The organism is Gordonia sp. BP-119 (assembly GCF_016924115.1).
In the GTDB taxonomy this organism is placed as follows: domain Bacteria; phylum Actinomycetota; class Actinomycetes; order Mycobacteriales; family Mycobacteriaceae; genus Gordonia; species Gordonia hongkongensis.
The window spans coordinates 1-18,844 of record NZ_JAFFZF010000060.1 but is presented as its reverse complement, the minus strand read 5'-3'; the positions used below and the strand labels follow the sequence as shown (position 1 = coordinate 18,844).

Genomic DNA, 18,844 nt, shown 5'->3' with positions numbered 1-18,844 from the left:
CGCGATCCACCGCATCGCGCTGACCCAGGCACGCATGCCCGACACCCTCGGCCACGCCTATTACGAGAAGAAGAAGGCCGAAAACAAGACCCCTCGCGAGGCGATGCGCTGCCTCAAACGCCGCCTCGCCCGCGTCGTCTACAACCACCTCACCACCGACCACCACGCCCGCACCCGCAAAGCCGACAACCCAACACCCGCCGCCGCTTGACATAGGAGCTATGAGCCGGTGACGAGCGAAGCGAGGAGCCGAGTCGAAGCCACTGAGGTGACCTGGGTCCACGTTGTGCGGCAGTAGATCGCACCCGCCGCTGGTTGAGCAGGGCCTGGTGTGACGCCGGGGCCGGGATCGCCGATCTTCGGTAGCAGCTGACAACTCTGAGTTCGGCGCCGCGCGGAGCTCCGCCGGGTGTGAGCGCCCGTCCGAAGTGGGTAAGCGGGCGCCATGCAGACGTTCCTGCCGTACCCGGACTTCCGACGCTCCGCCGAGGTCCTGGACCCCGCGCGCCTCGGTAAGCAGCGCGTGGAGACGTTGCAGATCCTGCGGGCGCTCGAACTCTTCGATTACGGCTGGGCCAGCCATCCCGCGGTCACGATGTGGCGTGGGCACACTCCGGCGTTGGTCGCCTACGGGCTCGCTTTCGTCGACGTGTGGACCGGCGGCGGTCGTGCGGACACCACTGCTCCGATGATCGCCGAGTTCGCGCCCGAGGTGGTGGGTGCGTCCCAAGCCGAGCTGACCGCGCAGGGTCTGATGCCCGCGTGGCTGGGCGACGACCGACTCCATCGCAGTCACCGTTCGGCGCTGCTCCGCAAGGCGCCGGACTTCTACGGCTCCGTGTTCGACGACGTCGACCTCGACGACGAGATGCCGTACTTCTGGCCGGATCCGCCGGCCACCGACGCGCACGATCTGGACGAACCGACCCGCACCGTGTGGATCATCCGGGCCGGATCCGACGAACAGTTCGCTCAGTTCCGACGCCGGCAAATCGTCGGATTGGGCGTCGAATCCGGCATCGACACCGACGCCTCGGTGGGCACCGAGACCGGCCTGCGCGTGTTGCTGAAGGAGCGAAGTCCCGGGCGGCGGCCGGGCAAGGACCTCCGCGTGCTCGCGTCGTTCGTCTCCGATCTGCGGGTGGGGGACGAGGTCGCCGTCGTCGACCCCACCGACCCGAACGTGCTGCCACTGGGGACGTTGATCGGCGAGTACGAGTTCTCCCGTCGAGGCAGGGTGCTCACCCCGCATCGGCGTCGGGTCCGCTGGACCGGCACGCTCGAGCGGTCGGCCGTCGCCCCGCCGGCGCTGCTCCAGAATCCACGAATGCTGTTTCCGGTGTCGGTGCGATCAGAGGCGGTCCGGTTGTAGTCCGATCGGCCGAATCTGGCACCGGGTGGTCGGTGAAAGCGTTCCCTGCGCCTTTCGAAGTGGCCGGTCGTTTTTCGACGGCAGAGACGATCACGGCCGGCGCACTCGCACGAGATCAGCTGCTCAGGAGCACGACGTCTCGACCGGCCAGGATTAGTCATCGTGAAATCGCCTCCAATAATGACCATGGTGTGCGCAATCGCGAGGTGAACAGCGATGGCCCCGGCCGTGGTAATCCGGACGGGGCCGTCTCCGGTGCGTATGGTGAAACGTATTCGGATCGATATCTGCGTGTGTGAATTCCGTTGTCGAGACGGCGGCGCGGTAGTGATGTGAGCATATAGTGATGTGAAGGGACTGTGATGTCCGCAGTGGGTGGTCAGTTCCGCCGACGCCTGGTCGCCACAACGGTCTCGATCGTTGTACTCGTTGTCGCGCTTGCGGTTCCGTCGTTCGCCGGCGCCGACTCGGGAGATTCCTCGTCCCGGGCGAAGGCGCTGGCCCGCGCTGTCGCCGATGGCCGGGTCCTGGACCTGTCGGTGTATTCGCCGTCGATGAAACGTCACGTACCGGTCCGGGTTCTCGTGCCCGCCGACCGCTCGGTGCCCCGACCGACGCTGTATCTGCTGAATGGCGCGGGTGGCGGCGAGGGCACCGGACACTGGTTCGAGCAAACCGACATCGTCGATTTCGTCGCCGACAAGAATGTGAATGTTGTCGTGCCGATGCGCGGCGCGTACAGCTATTACACCGACTGGGTGAAAGTCGACCCGGTGCTGGGGCGAAACAAATGGACAACGTTTCTGACCAGCGAATTACCGCCGCTCATCGATCGGAAGCTGAACACCACCGGCGTGAACGCGATCGCGGGGATCTCCATGGCGGGAACGTCGTCGTTGAGTCTCGCCGAAGCCGCACCTCAGCTCTACCGCGCGGTCGCCTCCTACAGCGGTTGTGCCGAGACGAGTACGAATCTCGGCCGACTCGCCATCCGCGCGGTCGTCGAAGGACGTGGCGGTGGCGACATCGCCAACATCTGGGGTCCGGTCGGCTCCCCGGGGTGGCGGGCGCACGACCCGGTCGTCAACGCCTACAAGCTGCGCGGCAAGGCGATCTACATCAGCACCGGCACGGGGGTCCCCGGACCGCACGACCAGTTGCAGGGCCAGGGAATCGACGGGAAGACCACGATCTACATCGACCAGATCGCGGTCGGCGGCGCCATCGAGGCCGCCACCCACCAGTGCACGCTCAATCTCGATCGTCGACTCAAGCAACTCGGCATTCCCGCGACCGTCGACTATGCACCGGGAACGCACGCCTGGCCCTACTGGCAGGACCAGCTCGTGAAGTCGTGGCCGATGCTCGAAAGCGCGCTCACCGACTGACCGCCGCACAATCTGTCACGATGTGACCGTGACTGCGACCCCCGGCGCGCCCAGCCCCATCTCCAGCCTGCCCAATCTCCGCGATCTCGGCGGCTGGCGGACCGGGGACGGGCAGACGGTTCGATCCGGCGTCCTGTACCGGTCCACGGATTTCTCTGCGCTCGACACCGCCGACGTCTCCGCGCTCGAGTCGCTCGGTCTGAAGACCGTCTACGACCTGAGATCGGCGCACGAGAGCGAGGCCATTCCCGACCCCGTCCTGCCCGGTGCGTCGAACATCGCACTCGATGTCCTCGCCGATGCGCAGATGTCGATTCCCGCCAACATCGGTGCTGTCCTCGCCGACCCTGCCGTCGTCGCGCAGGCCGACGAGATGCTGTCCGGCGGCAAGGCGCGCGAGATGATCTGCGGGACCTATCGCGAGATGATCACCCTGCCCAGTGCGACGGCGTCGTACACGCAGTTGTTTCGTGGACTGATCGACGGCTCGACGCCGGCCCTGGTGCACTGCACCACCGGCAAGGACCGAACTGGTTGGGCCGCAGCATCTCTGCTGACACTGCTCGGGGTGCCGAAGGACGACGTCTATCGCGACTACCTGCTCACCAATGAACGTCTGATCCCGTCGCTCGCACCCATCTTCGACGGGTTCGCCGCCGCCGGGGGCGAACCCGAGCTCCTCGTCGGCGTGCTGGGTGTCGACTCCGGCTACCTCGACGCCGCGTTCGACGAGGTGGACAAGCGGTACGGCGGAATCGAGGGTTACTTCGGCGAGGCGTTGGGTCTGGGTGCCGCGGACCAGAAGGCGCTCCGGGACCGATATCTGACGTAGGGGCTGGCCGCCCGAGACGCTGTGGCAGCGAGGTGTCACCCGCACGGGTGTCATCTGGTCGTCGTGCTTTCACCCGATGAGGGGATATCCGCGGATGGCAGGTCGCGTTAGCGTCGGAACCACCCCCGAAACGACTCGACTGCCGGAGAAATCGATGCGCACAACCATTTTCGTTCGAGCTGCCCTCATCCTGGCCGCGACGGCGACCGCTGCGGTCGTCCCGGCCGCGATCGCCGATGCCGCGCCACTCGAGTCCGGGAGCCTCGACGGCGGAAGCGTCGACGGGGGCAGTCTCGAGGAATACGGTCTGGGCGGCCTCGACTATTTCGGGAGTCTCGGGGGCAATCAGGCTCCGCCGTCGACCCAGCGGTGCAACTCCGAGACCAAGTCCGGCGGCTACGGTGTCACCGAGACCCGGCACATCCTCGGCCTGCGAGGCCCGACGAGCTTCACGCTGAACTACGACACCTACGACATCCCGGACGAGATCCGCGTGTTCTACGGTGGCCGGCAGATCTACAACACCGGTTACGTCGGAGACGACATCAACCAGGGAACCGGCAGTGTCCGGATCACGGTGCCACCCGGTGGCGACACCTCGGTCGTGGTGCGAGTGACCGGGCCGGACCGGAACACGGAGTGGGACTACACCGTGAACTGCCCGGGAGCGAGCTGACCGCCCGACGATCGTCGGTAGTGTCTTGGAGTGAGTGAATTCAGCTCGACCGAGAAGGCCGCGTTGGGCAGCGGCGCCGATTTCTGGACCACCAAATCGGTCGGTTCCGTTCCCGCGCTGACACTCACGGACGGTCCGCACGGGGTCCGGAAACAGACCGGCGCCACCGATCACCTCGGCCTCGCCGGCAGCGAACCCGCCACCTGCTTCCCGCCCGCGGTCGGACTCGGCCAGAGTTGGGACACCGAGCTGATCCGTCGTGTCGGCGAAGCGCTCGGCCGCGAGGCACGCGGTCTCGACGTCGACGTACTGCTCGGCCCGGGCGTGAACATCAAGCGAGATCCCCGGTGCGGCCGCAACTTCGAGTACTTCTCCGAGGATCCGTTCGTCACGGGCCGGCTCGGCGCGGCGTGGGTGAGCGGCGTACAGAGCATCGGGGTCGGCACGTCGCTCAAACACTTCGCGCTGAACAACGCCGAGGACGACCGGATGCGGTCGAATTCGGACGTCGACCCGCGCCCGATCCGGGAGATCTACCTCCGCGCCTTCGCGCACATCATCCGCACGGCGAACCCGTGGACCGTGATGTGCTCCTACAACCGCATCAACGGCACGTACGCGGCGGAGAACCGGTGGCTGCTCACCGACTTGTTGCGGGGTGAGTGGGGCTACGACGGCGTGGTGGTCTCCGACTGGGGTGCGGTCGCCGACCGCGTTCGGGCGGTCGCCGCCGGCCTGGATCTCGAGATGCCCGGCCCGGGGGACCGCACCGACGCGCAGGTCGTGGACGCGGTCCGGAACGGAACCCTCGACGAGGCGGCGGTGGACCGGTCGGCCCGGGCGGTCCGGGAACTCGCGGAGCGGGCCGCCGCGGGCCGGGCGAACCGGTCCGTCGTCGACTTCGATCTCCACCACCGACTCGCGCGCGAGGCCGCGTCGCGGTCCATCGTCCTGCTCAAGAACAACGGCGATCTGCTCCCGTTGAGCCCCGAACGCTCCGTCGCGGTCGTCGGCTCGTTCGCGCACGACCCCCGCTATCAGGGCGGCGGGAGTTCGCACGTGAACCCGACGCGCCTCGACGTACCGGTGGACGAGATCCGGGCAGCAGGTGGCACGGTGACCTACGCACAGGGTTTCAGCACCGACGGCTCGCCGGTGGATACGGCCGACGCGATCGCCGCGGCGGCGGACGCCGATGCCGCCGTGCTGTTCCTGGGACTCGCGGCCGCACAGGAGTCGGAGGGCTTCGACCGCGACGACATCGAACTGCCGGCGGACCAGGTCGAGTTGCTGACCGCGATCCTGGCGGTGCAACCGCGAACGGTGGTCGTGCTCGCTCACGGAGGCGTCCTCCGCCTGGGATCGATCGCCGCGGCCCCGGCAATCCTCGACGGCGCGCTCCTCGGCCAGGCCGGGGGCGGGGCCATCGCCGACGTGCTCTTCGGGGCGGTCAACCCGTCGGGTCGGCTCACCGAGACCGTGCCGGTCAGGTTGCAGGACACCCCGGCATACCTGAATTTCCCGAACGAGAACTCGCACATCCGCTACGGCGAGGGCATCTTCGTCGGCTACCGCTGGTACGACGCCCGGGACATCGAGATCGCCTACCCGTTCGGGCACGGATTGTCCTACACGACCTTCGAGTACTCGGATCTGTCCGTCGCATCGGATGATCCGGGCGTCACCGGTGTGGTCGCCGGGTTGACGGTGACCAACACCGGTTCTCGAGCCGGACGTGACATCGTCCAGGTCTACACGTCGAAGCCGGACTCACGAGTCGGACGACCGCCGCGCGAGCTGACGGGCTTCGCGACCACCCGCGGCCTCGAACCAGGTGAGTCGCAGATCATCTCGATCGCAATCGACCGCAACGACCTCGCCTACTGGGACACCCGCGTCGACCGCTGGATCGTCGAACCGGGTGAGTACGGCGTCGAGGTCGGCGCGTCGAGCCGGGACATCCGGCTGACCACCACCGTCGAGATCGCGGGCGACGAGGTTCGCCTCGCGATCGACGAGAACTCGACCCTCGGCGAGGTCCTGGCGAATCCTGCTGCGGCGCAAGCGCTCGCGTCCCGGTTCGAGGACAACCCGCTGACGAGCTTCGACGACGCCCTGGGCGTCGACATGGCACGGATGATGGCGTCTATACCGCTCGGACGCCTCGCCGGGTTCGGGATGCGCGACGAGGACATCGCCGCGATCATCGCGGCGGCACGCACGGACTGATCGCGCTACCGGAACACGATGCAGGTGGTGGTCCCGTGGGCGACGAGCTTGCCGTCGGCGGAGAACACCTTGCCCTCGGCGGTCGCGGTGGTGCGGCCGGCGTGGATGACGGTACCCACGCCGGTCAGCTCCCCGGCGTCCACGGCGACCGAGCGGATGTAGTTCACCTTCAGCTCCAGCGTCGTGTAGCCGACCCCGGCGGGCAGGGTGGTGTGGACGGCGCACCCCATCACCGAGTCCAGCAGCGTGGCGCAGATGCCGCCGTGAACGGTGCCGAGAGGGTTGGCGAAGTCGGGCTGCGGAGTCACGGCGAAGGTGACCGCGCCCTCGTCGATCTGCTTGGGCACCATGCCCAGGAGGCGGCCGATGCTCGGGCGGTCGGAGCCGGCGCCGCCCGCCTGCCAGGCTCGCAGCAGTTCGAGTCCGGACATGGCGGTGGGGTCGGTGGGTGCGTCGGTCGTGGTAGTCATGACTATGCATGGTTGCATACTCCGCCGCGATTATGAAGGTCTGCATATCGGCGCGGCCTCGCGTACGGGATGACCTCGGCCGATGCTATGTATGCTGGCCACAATCGGTTGTATGAGGGTCGGCATAGGAGTTGTTGCTGCATGGCGTCACATCCCGCCGAGTCCGTGATCACCGGCGCGGACGACCGCGGCCCCCGCGAACGCATGGTCGTGCACGCGGCCGATCTGATCGGCCGCGACGGGGTCGCCGCCACCTCCATCGGCGACGTGATCTCGGCGAGTTCCGCACCACGGGGATCGATCTACCACCATTTTCCGGGCGGTAAGACCCAACTGATGACCGAAGCCGTCCGGTACGCCGGTGAGTTCATCGCCGAACGCATCGGGCGTCCGACCACGATGACCCCGGCGGACACGGTGCGCGAGATCGGCGGGGTGTGGCGGCGACTACTGGTCAACACCGACTTCCAGTTCGGCTGCCCCGTGCTGGCCGGCGGACTCGCCCGCCGCAGCGAACCCGCGGTGGCGGACGCATCCGCCGAGATCCTGCAGCGCTGGGCCGACCTGGTCACCGCGCGGCTGGTGGTCGACGGCGTCGACAGCGACCGTGCCGACTCACTGGCCAACCTCATCATCGCGGCGGTCGAGGGAGCGGTCGGACTGTGCCAGACACGGCGCAGCGTCGAACCCCTCGATCGCGTCATCGCCGAGCTGGCGAGCCTCTGCGACGCGGCCGTCGATCGGGTCTGATCCGGGGCGAGACGTTGGACACAGGTGTGCTCCGTTAGTAGGTTCACCATGTCGTCACCGCCGTGGTGGCGTCTGGCCTGTATCCGTTCATCGTCGGGACGGGCTCGAATCGGTGGGTGAGCTCGGGGAGGTTGCGCCATGACGCCGGTCTTCCGGCATGCGCTGGGTTCGGACTTCGACCGTCTGCATCCCAACGTCGCATGGCGCTACGGCATCGACTCGACTTCCGGTGTCGCGCAGGTCTGTAGCGGGATCTACGAGTCGGTCTACGTGTCGTCGGCGCTGCCGCCGCCCGCCCTGTGGCATTACGCCAAGCGCAATGCGCTGCCCTCGAAGACCAGTCGCATGGTTCCGTTCACCCAGGGTTACTACTGCTACTCCGACGAGCTGGGGCGCGAGTCGCTCGCGGTGCTGCGGAACTTCCAGTACACGACCGGCCCGCGCAAGCTGAACTCCCTGCTGGTGGCCGGGCGCACGGGCCTGGTCGACTATTTCGGCGACGGCCCCGAGTTCCTGTATCCGATCGAACCGTCGGTGACGCGATCCGGCGAACTGCTGCTCGAGAGCGGACCGATGCGCTGGCTCGGACGCGGACCCAAGGTCGGGATGAAGGGGCTGTTCACCGCTCAGATGAAGTACATCGAGGGGTGGGACGAGAAACGGGATCGATTCCGGTGCGACGCGACCGTCCGCAACCCGGTCATCGGCGAGATCATGCACTTCCGCGGCTGGTTCACCGCCGTCGACCAGGCGTGCTCGTTGCGTGACATCCCGGACGAGGCGTGGCCGGTCAACCTGGTCGACCGAGAGAGCTGAACGGTTCGATCCAGGGCGACTCCGTCGCGGCAATCCAGGGCGACTCCGTCGCGGCTCGACACAGCCTCGACAGTTCGTTGCATCGGCGGCCAGGGCGCGCGGTAGGTTCAACGCATGGCTGTCTCAGCGAACATCGAATTCGACGTCGCCGCCCCCGTCTCGGTGGTGATGGAAGTGCTCATGGACATCGAGTCCCTACCGGACTGGTCGGGACCGCACAAGGAAGCCGAGATCCTGTCCAGTTACGACGACGGCACGCCGCAGAAGGTGCGGATGGTCGTCACCGCCGCGGGTATCTCCGACGAGCAGACCTGCACCTATGACTGGACCGAGAACTCGTGCGAATGGCACCTCATCGAGTCGAATCAGTTGAGCGAGCAGCACGGCAAGTACACCGTCACCGAATCCGACAAGGGTGCCCATGTCCGCTTCGACCTGGCCGTCGAGCTGAAGATCAAGCTGCCCGGACTCATCGTGAAACGCGCCCAGAAGATGGCCGTGGACACCGCGCGCAAGGGACTCACCGCGGAAGTGGAGAAGCGCGCGGCGGCCTGAGGACGATCGTGACCGGGACGTGACGAGTCGATCGTCTCCTCCACGGCGCCGGCCCCTGTACGCTGAGGGCGTTCCTTACCGGGCGCCCGAGCTATGGAGGCCAAAGCAGTTGAGAATCAAGAAGTTTGCCGTTCGCGGCCTGGTCCTGGCGGCGGGGCTCGCCGGATGTGTTGGTTTCGCCGGGTTGTCGGGCGAAGGGGTCGCCGCGGCGGACACGCGTTGCTCGGTGTCGAACGGTCATCAGGTCGAGCGTGTCGAGGGGCGCAGCGGTTGCGGCGCCAAGGCCGGAGTCGGCAGTCGCGCGAGTGCCGATGAATACAGCGGTCGCGGCACCGCGGTCTCGGTCTCGGACAACGGCGGCAACGCCGCGGCCTACAACCTGCAGCCCGGTTCGACGGCGCTCGCCGGCGCCAACAGCCGGGGCAACGCCTACTCGGTCACGACCGGCCCGAGCGCACTGTCCGTCGCCCAGGCGCGTCGCGGTGGTACGACGGTGGCGATCGGCGGCTGGGGCGGCGAGGCCTACGCCGGTCCCGAAGGTGCCCGCTGCAGTGGCGGTTTCGCGACCGCGTTCGACACCAGCACGGGTAAGGCATGTCTGCACGCCGGTTCGATCGACCTGCGGAACTGAGCGGCTCCACCTCACGACACCTGAGAGACAGAACACGCCCGGCGCGACGGTAGTTCACCGGAGCGTCGGGCGTCGTTCGCCGCTTCGACCTATCGTTGTGGAGTGACCGACCTCCACGATCCCGAGACCCAGATCGGCCCCGACTTCAGCGTGCTCAACGGCCGCGAAGCACTTCAGCAACTCGTCGACCTCCACGACACCACGCACTTCACGGTCAACGACGACGATGACGACGACCCGGTCCTGCTGACCCTGCCCGAGCGGAATGTCGTCGACACCTGGCGCGAGGACTACCCGTACGAGGAGCGCATGAGCCGCCGCGAGTACGAGGTCACCAAGCGGCGGCTGCAGATCGAACTGCTGAAGCTGCAGAAGTGGTCCAAGCAGACCGGGCAGCGGCATCTGCTGGTCTTCGAGGGCCGAGACGCGGCGGGCAAGGGCGGCACCATCAAACGATTCAACGAGCACCTCAACCCGCGCGGCGCACGCACGATCGCCCTGGAGAAGCCCAGCGAACGCGAGGCCACCGAGTGGTACTTCCAGCGGTATGTGCAGCACCTGCCCGCCGGCGGGGAGATGGTGTTCTTCGATCGCTCCTGGTACAACCGCGCCGGCGTCGAACGGGTCATGGGGTTCTGCAGTCCGCAGCAGTACACGCAGTTCGTCGCCCAGGTCCCGGCGTTCGAGAAGATGCTCGTCGACGACGGGATCAACCTGGTCAAGTTCTGGTTCTCGGTCACCCCGCTCGAGCAGCGGACCCGGTTCGCGATCCGTCAGATCGACCCGGTGCGCCAGTGGAAGCTGTCGCCCATGGACCTGGCGTCGCTGGACAAGTGGGATGCCTACACCGAGGCGAAAGAGGCGATGTTCGCCACCACCGACACCGACCACGCACCCTGGACGGTGGTGAAGTCCAACGACAAGAAGCGGGCGCGGATCAACGCCATGCGTCACGTGCTGAGTCTCTTCGACTACGACGGCAAGAACGAGTCCTTCGTGGGCACACCCGACCCGCTGATCGTCGGCCGCGCCGCGGATGTGATCGGGGAGTAGTTCCCCGGCTCGGTAGCCTCGTGGCTGTGCGTAGCTTCCTGAGTGCCCTGTTGACACTTGTCGCGATCGCGGCGACCGTTCTCGCCGTACCGTCTTTCTGGCTGGATCAACGCATCGTCGACCAGGCGGGGTTCGTCGCCACGGTCGCGCCGATGGCCGAGAACCAGCAGGTCAAGGACTACCTCGCAGATGAGATCGCCGCGCAGGCGACCGCGCGGACAGACCTGCCGATCGCCGGCGTCCTGGTGCGGCCGCTGGCGGGCCGCTACACCGAGAGTGAACAGTTCCAGCAGGACTTCGCCGATGTCGTCGGCCAGCAGCACGCGTTCCTATTCGAGGAGCCGGCGCCCGGTTCGGACACCTCGGTGATGCAACTCGACATCACGAACATGATCAACCGCTCCCTGAACCTGACCGGTGGCAACGCGATCCAGGGGCCGGTGGTCGTCGAGTTGACCAACGGCTCCTCGGGCCTCGAGGCGGGCCGGTACGCGGAGGTGGGTAGCCAGATCACGCTGCTCGCCTGGGGCTCGGCGGCGGTGGCCGTGATCGCAGCCGTGCTCGCGCTGCTGATCGCCCGACGACGCGGAACCGTCTTCGCGTGGCTCGGGCTCGGCGTGCTTGCAGCCGGCGTCTCGACCTGGGCCATGGGCCTGTTCTTCGCGGACCGCGCCAAGCAGGAGGTGGCCGGCGCAGAGCGCTCGGGCCGCCAGGTCGCCGAGCTCATCATCGACGGCGCCTACGACGACGTCACCCGGGTCGCACTGATCGTCGGCGGCGTGGGCGTCGCGATGTTCGCCGTCGGGATCCTGGGACGGCTGATCATCGGGCGGCGCTGAGGGAGGGTGCGTCAACCCTGCCCCCTGATCCGAAAGAACGACATGACCATTGGTCCCTGAGGTGCGAGAGCGCAGGCGATGCCTTCCCTCTGCTCCCTGCGGTGCGAGGAGCGCAGGCGATGCCTTCCCTCTGCTCCCTGAGGTGCGAGGAGCGATAGACGGTATGAGGGCCTTGGGGCCGAAGGCCTCAAGCTGCAAACACATCGTGGGTTGCTGCTGCTGAGTTCACACTCTGCGGTAGCACCACATTGCAGATCAGGAGGCCTCCGGTGATTGTTCAGGGTACAAGTGTCGGATTGGATGTTCACGCACGCTCGGTGGTCGCTCACGCCATCGATGAAGACACCGGGCAGGTGATTCGGCAGACCTTGGTCCCCGATGCGGCGACCATCGTCAGCTGGCTACAAGGCCTGGCCCCGCCGGTGCGGGTGGCCTATGAGGCCGGTCCGACCGGCTTCGGATTGGCGCGGGCGATCACGGCGGCCGGGATGGGGTGTGTGGTTGCCGCGCCCTCGAAGCTGCAGCGGCCAGCCGGGGACCGCGTCAAGACCGATGCCCGAGACGCTGCACACTTGGCGAAGTTGCTGCGCCTGGGCGAAGTGGTGGCGGTCAGTGTTCCTGAGGTGGGCACCGAAGCCGCACGGGATCTGGTCCGCGCCCGCGAGGACGCCCGCAGCGACCTGATGCGCGCTCGGCATCGATTGTCCAAACTGCTGCTGCGACAGGGGATCGTCTACTCCGGCGGGAAACCCTGGACCGGTGTTCATCAGCGGTGGCTGCAGCGTCAACGTTTCGAGCTGCCGCTGCTGCAAGCCGCCTTCGACAACGACCTGGACGCGGTGTTGAGCGTGACCGCCCGCCGTGACCGCCTCGATGAGCTGATCGAACAGACCGCGGCCACCGATCCGTGGCGGGCGGTGGTCACCCGGCTGTCGTGTTTGCGGGGTGTGTCGACGCTGACCGCGTTCGCTTTGGCGGTCGAGATCGGCGACTGGTCACGGTTTAGTGGCGCCACGATCGGCTCCTACGCCGGGTTGGTGCCCTCGGAATACTCGACCGGCGGGACCCGCAGTCAGGGATCGATCACCAAGGCCGGTAACGCCCACGTGCGGCGGCTACTGGTCGAGGCGGCCTGGCAACACCGACGCCCCTACGCCACACCCGGACAGACCATGCGCCGCCGGTGGGAGGCGGCCTCACCGGCTGCCCGCGCCCGTGGCCATGCCGGCAATCGTCGGCTACACAAGCGCTGGCAACAATTCGACCGCCGCAGCAAACATCCCTGCGTGGCCAACACCGCGATCGCTCGTGAGCTCGCCGGCTGGTGCTGGTCGCTGGCGGTGCTCGACGACTAACCAGCACTGACACACAATCTTGGCCACCCGTCGCGGGACTCCCGCTGTGGTGAACAGGGAACGAATCCACGGCGTCGCTATGTGCGCCAGCACTTTTGGGTGCACGGTACGCACGTTTACATAGACCCGTCGGCCAGCGTTTTCATCTCCTGTCGAACACCGTTGAGCCGTAACCAACCCGCGTATATCAGTCCGACAACACCGTCGCGAGTAACGACCACCACACACCGCGGCGGGTGGCCAACCCCACAACAGCCCTCGAGAAGGAGGCAATTTCGCCATGGGACTTGACAGAGCAGCACTACATATCAGCGACGAGCCTCGAAGGGTTGGCGACGCATCTCGCCAGGACCCTTCGAGACGGCCTCCGCAGGCTCCGGCCTCCTCAGGGAGCAGAGTTCTTTCGTCTCCACGACGGGTCGCCAGGCCTCGGATACTGAGGATTGCCCGGAGTGTGCGTCACGCCCGTTCCCTGAGGAGTGCCCGGAGCTTGCGGAGGGCGCGTCACGCAGGGTCCGCCGAGCACCCCCGACTGATGGACCTCAACTCGACCGATGGACTTCGATCGAAGTGCATCCGTCGAGTTCGAGTTCATCGGTCGGAGCCGGATGCAGTGCGAGGTCGGGCCGGCTCGCTGAAGCAGTTCGTCTGAGCTCTACCACGGTGGTTGTTGGGTCGCAGACGCCGACCCTATGTGACTAGTGGGGTTTTTGTTCACCACAGTCCACCACCGTTCACCGCTGAGGCGTGAGTGACAGCGACTGCGGTGCAACAGAATTCGATGCAATCGGTGGTTGTGGAGAAACTTCGTCGTCGAACGTGATTGCGAGTAGCTTGGTGTCATGCCCTCGATCACCGCACTCCGCGACACCCTCACCGTCCTGCAACCGCCGCCCGACGACGGCAGTGGCCGCGCGCTACACGAGCGGCTCGACGAGCTGCGGATGCTGCGCAACGTGCTCGATCACCAGATCGCCGTACATACAGCACTTTTCGACGCCACGGGTACGGCAGCGCGGGCGGGGTCGACCACACGGAACGCACTGATCGAGATGGGCATGCCACCCGCGGCCGCGCACCGCTATGTGCGGATCGCCGACGGGCTGGAGTCGGTGCCGAAGGTCGCCGACTGTGCTGCCGAGGGCTATCTGTCTGCCGAGTGTGTCGACGCGGTGATCCGCGGGCTAGCGCTCATCGACAAACGTTCTGCCACAGCGCCGTCCGACGACGAGCGCAGCGGATATGAGAGTGAGTTGCTTGCGCAGGCGTTCTCCGGAGCCACCCCCGCCCAGATCGACGACCACGCCCGCGGGATCGCCATCCGGGTCGCCGCCACCGACCCCAGCATTGTGGCGGCGGCCGATGACGCATCGCTGAACACCGTGCACACCAGGATCACCGAAGACGGGCGGGTCGCGATCGCCGGAGATGTGACCGCGGTGATCGGGGAGAAGTTCGTGTCCATGATCGACGAACGGTCCTGTCCGCGTCCCGAACCCGACGGCGCTGCCGATCGTCGAGGTGCGGCCGAGCGCCGTGCAGATGCACTGGAGTTGCTGTTGGATCAAGCCGCGATCGGCGCGGCGATGACCACCGCCGGAGCACCACGCACCCAACTGCTGGTGACCATTCCTGCCGATGGGGTTGGTCCGGCACGCCTGCCGTGGATGGGTGCGGTGTCAGAATCGACGACACGGCGCTTGTCGTGTGACGGCGGGGTCGCCGAGATCGTCCTTGACAACGAAGGGGTGCCGCTACAAATGGGCACCACGAAACGACTGTTCCCGCACCACCTGCGGCAGGCGATCATCGTGCGCGATCAATGTTGCGTGAAATGCGGTGCGCCAGCATCGCATACGCAAGTTCACCATCTGGTCCACTGGGCCGATGGCGGCCCCACCGATCTGGACAACGGGTGCCTGCTTTGTCAACGCTGTCATACCCAGGTCCATCACCACGGCTGGCAGGTCGTGATGGGGCCCGACCGGCACCCATGGCTCATCCCACCCGCCGACATCGACCCGCGGCGCCTACCCCGACCCGCCTACAACCGGCGCACCATGCGACTCGACGACGCCCTCGTATAACTGCCCCGCGCAGACCAGACCCTCCGGCGTCGACACCCCGGCGCCACACGACCTTTGACAACTCCACAGTGTGAGGCGATCCCGGCGGGGTCAGTGCCCGGCAAAGGCCTCCGCGAGCCACCAGGCGCCGCCGTCGTCGGTGATCTTGGCGTCGATGACGAGAGGACCCGACGGTTGGGGTGAAGAGAGCGAGGCGACCCAGTCCCGTACCTCGTCGAGGTCGTCGAGGTCGTCGAGGCCGGTGACCGTCACGCCCGTCGCGCCGTGTCCACGGGCGATCGCGGCGATGTCGACCTCGGGGAACGTCACCGTCGTCATGTCGGCGTCGCCGAAGTGGTGCACCTCGGCCCCGTAGGCGGAGTCGTTGTAGACGATCACGACCAGCGGCAGTGCCAGACGTACGGCGGTCTCCAATTCGGCTATGGCCATGAGGAATCCGCCGTCGCCGGTGCCGAGGACCGGGACCCTGTCCGGTCGCGCGAACGCCGCGCCGATGGCCGTCCCGAGGCCCAGCCCGATCGACTGGAAGGCCTGAGTGAAACAGAAGCCGAACTCGTCTGGCACGGACAGATGCGTCGACGGATAACCCATGAAGTTGCCGGAGTCGATGGAGACGACGCGGTCGGCGGGCAAGATCTCGTCGAGCGCGATCGTCAGTGGCCTCGGATCGACCCGGCCGGCGGTCACCTCGCCGGTGACGGGGACGTCCTGCCACCTCGATGACACCGAGATCCGTTCCCTGACTTCCTCGGTGCGATAACCGGTGGTGCCGCCATCGGCCGCGAGGATCGTGTGCACATCCGTCGCCGTCGCGCCGCAGTCGCCGACGACTCCGAGGTCGATCGGGCGATGCGCGCCGATGGCGTCGATGTCGACGTCGACCTGCACCACGGTCGTGTCCGTGCCGATGAGTCGGCCGTGCCGCATCGTCCACATGTTCAGGGCGCAACCCCATCCGACGATGAGGTCGGCGTCGGCGATCAGCTCGGCGGTGGTGGGGGAGGAGAAGCCGCCGGAGATGCCCAACGAGAACGGGTTTCCCGCGAACAGGCCGTTCGCGACCGCCGACGTCGCCACCAGCGCACCGGCGGCCTCGGCCAGGGCCGCGATTTCGGGACCGGCGGAGCGCGCCCCTCGGCCCGCGACGAACACGGGACGCCGGGCGGCACGGAGCAACTCGGCCAGGCGAGTGGCCGACCGGGCTTCGGGCCGCGGCCGTGGCGGTTCGGCGGAGAGCTCGACAGGTCCTTCGAAATCCGCTGCGGCGGCGGCGATGTCGACGGCGACATGGAGCACGACGGTCCGGCGCTGCGTCACCGCGGTGCGGAAGGCGCGGATCACATCCGCCACCACCGTGGTCGGCCCGTAGACACGGTCGTTCACGGCGCCGACGCTCGCGGCGAGGGCCTCCTGGTCGATCCGGAAGTTCGACCGTAACGCCGACGCGGGTGCATCGGCGGTGAGCACGATCATCGGCGTACGGCTCTTGGCGGCCTCGGAGATACCGGTCATCGCGTTGGTGAGGCCACAGCCCTGATGGACCGACAGCACGCCCACCCGTCCCGACATCCGGGCATAGGCGTCGGCCATGCTGGCCGCGCCGCCCTCATGGCGGGCGGCGGTGAACGGGACACCGCCGGCCCGAAGGGCGTTGGTCAGCACGAAGTTCCCGCTGCCGACCACACCGAAGGCATGGCCGACGCCGAGATCGGCGAGAACGCGGCCCGCCACGTCGGCGACCGTCGGACCGTAGCGGCCAGGTGCCGCCATCAACTCTCGACGATCGCCAGCACGCGCGACGGACTGCCGGTGCCGCCGACGATCGGCAACGGGCTCACGACGATCACCGCGCCGGTCGGCGGGAGCGAGCCCAGGTTGCGCAGGGAGGTGAGCCCGTACTTGTCGTTGCCGAGGAAGTGGTAGTGCACGGGGAAGGCGGGATCGAAGCCGCCCGCCAGCCCTGCGTCGACACCGACGGTCTCGACTCCGAGGCCGGTGATCTCGCGCTCGGTGGCCAGCCACTGCGCGCACTCCACCGACACCCCGGGGGTGTGCGACCCGGTCTCGTCGGCGTTGAGGAACTCGGCTTCGGAGCCGCCCCGCGACTCCCAGCCGGTCCGCAGCAGCAACCAGGTGCCGGCGGTGAGGCGTCCGTGTTCGGCTTCCCAGGCCTCGACCTCGGCGACGCTCAGGAGATGATCCGGGTCGTCGGCGACCTCGTCGGTCAGGTCGAGGACGGCCGCCGGGCCGATCAGCCGCTGCACCGGGATCTGCGAGACGTCATCCCCGTCGCGTCCGCTGATCCAGTGGATCGGTGCGTCGAGATGGGTGCCGATGTGCTCGCCGGTGTGGATGTTGTTGTGCCGCCAGTACGGCCCCGGCTCGTTGTAGGCGCTGACCTCTTCGAGACTGAAGTCGATCAGGTTCGCGAACGGGGCAGGCAGTCGCAGCGCGGGCGTCGCCGCACTCAACGGAGTCGTCAGATCGACGACGCGGAGCGACCCGTCGGCGAGGCCGGCGACGAAGCCGGACAGGGCGGTGTCGGGCACGAAGGAGCCGGCCACTACTTGCGCGCTCCGCGCCAGTTCATGCCCCAGCCGTACGCCTCGTCGACCTTGTCCTGTGCCCCGCGGATGTAGCGCACCTCGCGGTTGAGAACCAGCTCGCCACCACGGTTCTCGAACAAGGCGATCGCGCACGAGAGCGCCGACTGATCCGCTTCGTCGAGCCGGACCTCGATCTCCGGGCCGTTGGCCGGGAACAGGGTGACGACGCCGTTGGCGCCGGCCCAGTTCGGGGTGCCCTCGTAGATGTAGGCGAAGATCAGGATCCGCCGGATCCGGTCGGTCGCGGAGAGGTCGATGTACATGTTCTCGCCGCCGGAACCCGACCGGTCGTCGCCGTCGAGATAGATGATCGGCTGTCCGTCACGGGGCGCCCGGAACGAGTTGCCCAGTGCCTGCACGATGCCCTTGCTCCCGTCGGTGAACTCCCACAGGCAGGCGAGGTCGAGGTCGATACCCTGCGCCTTCCGGAAGAGCCCGCCGCCCTTGGAGTTCGACGTCCAGCTCAGATTGACACGCACCTGACCGGAGGTTGCACCCTGCTTGCTCAGCGAGATGCTCGGCGCCGACTTCGTGAGGGTGATCTTCGACAGCGAGACCGGCGGCGCGGGCGGCTGCTGACCGTAGCCCGCGGGGGTGGGCGGCTGCTGGCCGTAACCCGCGGGAGCGGCCGGGGGCTGGGCGGGCGGCTGCGGCGGCTGGGCCTTCGGACGCTTCGTGTAGTCGATCCCCATCTCGGTTCCTCATCTCGTCGTGGTGACATCGTCGTCGGGTGCGGTGATCGGACGGCGAAAACACACTCGCCGCAGGTGTTGGCGCCCAGCGTAGTGGACCAACGTCAACGGCCGGTGTCCGTTGCCGGGGCGTGAGCCCGCGCGGACGGGCCGAAACTCGATGCGACGTCGAGCCGCCCCTGCGGATTCCGGCGGCAGCTGGCAACGGCGACATGGCACGGACGTGGGACGTTCGCGGGGATCGGAAAGCCGTCGTCGATCTGGTACCGGGTGTTGGTGATCTTCGACGCGACCGCCGCCGGGTCGGCGGGGTGTTCCGGAGCGGCATCCGCCCGAATGACCACCATCGCTTCGGTGACACCGGCCGGCCACTCGAAGCGCACGGTGTCGGCGTCGACGCGGACCGCGGTGATCGGCGGCGGATCGTCGGGATGGGGGGTCGCCGGCGGCTGCGGCGCTGTGGTCGCCGAGGCGGGGGCGGCCGGCGCGGGGA

17 protein-coding genes and 2 pseudogenes are annotated in these 18,844 nt (G+C 67.5%); 14 read left to right on the top strand and 5 right to left on the bottom strand.

What is annotated here, in order from left to right:
* The 6 genes and pseudogenes from JW364_RS22510 to JW364_RS22485 form a co-directional block, all read left to right on the top strand.
* Positions 1-211 (top strand): annotated as a pseudogene (locus JW364_RS22510) (IS110 family transposase); the annotation flags it as partial.
* A 234-nt stretch (positions 212-445) separates the two neighbouring features.
* Positions 446-1,372 carry an MSMEG_6728 family protein gene (locus JW364_RS22505; RefSeq protein ID WP_165630635.1) on the top strand — a complete coding sequence of 309 codons (927 nt, stop codon included), beginning with the start codon at positions 446-448 and terminating at the stop codon, positions 1,370-1,372.
* Positions 1,373-1,734: 362 nt separating this feature from the next.
* On the top strand, positions 1,735-2,760 hold the full coding sequence (locus tag JW364_RS22500) for an alpha/beta hydrolase family protein (RefSeq protein ID WP_165630634.1): 1,026 nt from the start codon (positions 1,735-1,737) through the stop codon (positions 2,758-2,760).
* 28 nt (positions 2,761-2,788) lie between these two features.
* Positions 2,789-3,592, top strand: coding sequence for a tyrosine-protein phosphatase (locus tag JW364_RS22495; RefSeq protein WP_205334390.1), 804 nt, complete (start codon positions 2,789-2,791; stop codon positions 3,590-3,592).
* 154 nt (positions 3,593-3,746) lie between these two features.
* The gene (locus tag JW364_RS22490; RefSeq protein WP_165630632.1) at positions 3,747-4,268 is read left to right on the top strand and encodes a hypothetical protein; all 522 of its coding nucleotides are present in this window, start codon (positions 3,747-3,749) and stop codon (positions 4,266-4,268) included.
* A gap of 30 nt (positions 4,269-4,298) precedes the next feature.
* Positions 4,299-6,497 (top strand): glycoside hydrolase family 3 C-terminal domain-containing protein, encoded by a 2,199-nt coding sequence (locus tag JW364_RS22485; protein WP_165630631.1) that lies wholly within the window; start codon positions 4,299-4,301, stop codon positions 6,495-6,497.
* Between the two features lie 5 nt (positions 6,498-6,502).
* On the opposite strand, the gene JW364_RS22480 is transcribed toward JW364_RS22485, so the two are convergent.
* The gene (locus JW364_RS22480) at positions 6,503-6,985 is read right to left on the bottom strand and encodes a PaaI family thioesterase (protein ID WP_058251304.1); all 483 of its coding nucleotides are present in this window, start codon (positions 6,983-6,985) and stop codon (positions 6,503-6,505) included.
* A 123-nt stretch (positions 6,986-7,108) separates the two neighbouring features.
* On the opposite strand from JW364_RS22480, the gene JW364_RS22475 reads away from it, so the two are divergent.
* The 8 genes from JW364_RS22475 to JW364_RS22440 all read left to right on the top strand — a co-directional run bounded on the left by JW364_RS22475 (position 7,109) and on the right by JW364_RS22440 (position 15,053).
* Complete coding sequence (locus JW364_RS22475) at positions 7,109-7,717, top strand: TetR/AcrR family transcriptional regulator (protein WP_058251303.1); 609 nt, start codon at positions 7,109-7,111, stop codon at positions 7,715-7,717.
* 138 nt (positions 7,718-7,855) lie between these two features.
* Positions 7,856-8,533: a DUF4166 domain-containing protein gene (locus tag JW364_RS22470; RefSeq protein WP_058251302.1), complete on the top strand. Its 678-nt coding sequence runs from the start codon at positions 7,856-7,858 to the stop codon at positions 8,531-8,533.
* A gap of 114 nt (positions 8,534-8,647) precedes the next feature.
* A complete protein-coding gene (locus JW364_RS22465) occupies positions 8,648-9,088 on the top strand; it encodes an SRPBCC family protein (RefSeq protein WP_058251301.1) in 441 nt (146 codons plus the stop codon).
* Positions 9,089-9,197: 109 nt separating this feature from the next.
* Entirely contained in the window at positions 9,198-9,719 is a 522-nt protein-coding gene (locus JW364_RS22460; protein ID WP_058251300.1) for a DUF6764 family protein, read from the top strand.
* Between the two features lie 102 nt (positions 9,720-9,821).
* Positions 9,822-10,772 carry a polyphosphate kinase 2 gene (ppk2, locus tag JW364_RS22455; protein WP_058251299.1) on the top strand — a complete coding sequence of 317 codons (951 nt, stop codon included), beginning with the start codon at positions 9,822-9,824 and terminating at the stop codon, positions 10,770-10,772.
* A gap of 26 nt (positions 10,773-10,798) precedes the next feature.
* Positions 10,799-11,611 carry a hypothetical protein gene (locus JW364_RS22450; protein ID WP_058251298.1) on the top strand — a complete coding sequence of 271 codons (813 nt, stop codon included), beginning with the start codon at positions 10,799-10,801 and terminating at the stop codon, positions 11,609-11,611.
* Between the two features lie 269 nt (positions 11,612-11,880).
* Complete coding sequence (locus tag JW364_RS22445; RefSeq protein ID WP_205334391.1) at positions 11,881-12,966, top strand: IS110 family transposase; 1,086 nt, start codon at positions 11,881-11,883, stop codon at positions 12,964-12,966.
* Positions 12,967-13,808: 842 nt separating this feature from the next.
* Positions 13,809-15,053, top strand: coding sequence for an HNH endonuclease signature motif containing protein (locus JW364_RS22440; RefSeq protein WP_205334392.1), 1,245 nt, complete (start codon positions 13,809-13,811; stop codon positions 15,051-15,053).
* Between the two features lie 90 nt (positions 15,054-15,143).
* Here JW364_RS22440 and JW364_RS22435 read toward each other — a convergent pair whose 3' ends face one another.
* The 4 genes and pseudogenes from JW364_RS22435 to JW364_RS22420 all read right to left on the bottom strand — a co-directional run.
* Positions 15,144-16,823, bottom strand: a complete 1,680-nt coding sequence (locus JW364_RS22435) for a thiamine pyrophosphate-binding protein (RefSeq protein ID WP_205334393.1) — start codon at positions 16,821-16,823, stop codon at positions 15,144-15,146.
* Positions 16,823-17,602: a cyclase family protein gene (locus JW364_RS22430; RefSeq protein ID WP_065630168.1), complete on the bottom strand. Its 780-nt coding sequence runs from the start codon at positions 17,600-17,602 to the stop codon at positions 16,823-16,825. The genes JW364_RS22435 and JW364_RS22430 overlap by 1 nt, the downstream gene beginning before the upstream one ends.
* 14 nt (positions 17,603-17,616) lie before the next feature.
* A complete protein-coding gene (locus JW364_RS22425; protein ID WP_078111705.1) occupies positions 17,617-18,351 on the bottom strand; it encodes a tellurium resistance protein in 735 nt (244 codons plus the stop codon).
* A 104-nt stretch (positions 18,352-18,455) separates the two neighbouring features.
* A pseudogene (locus tag JW364_RS22420) lies at positions 18,456-18,844 on the bottom strand (Ig-like domain repeat protein); the annotation flags it as partial.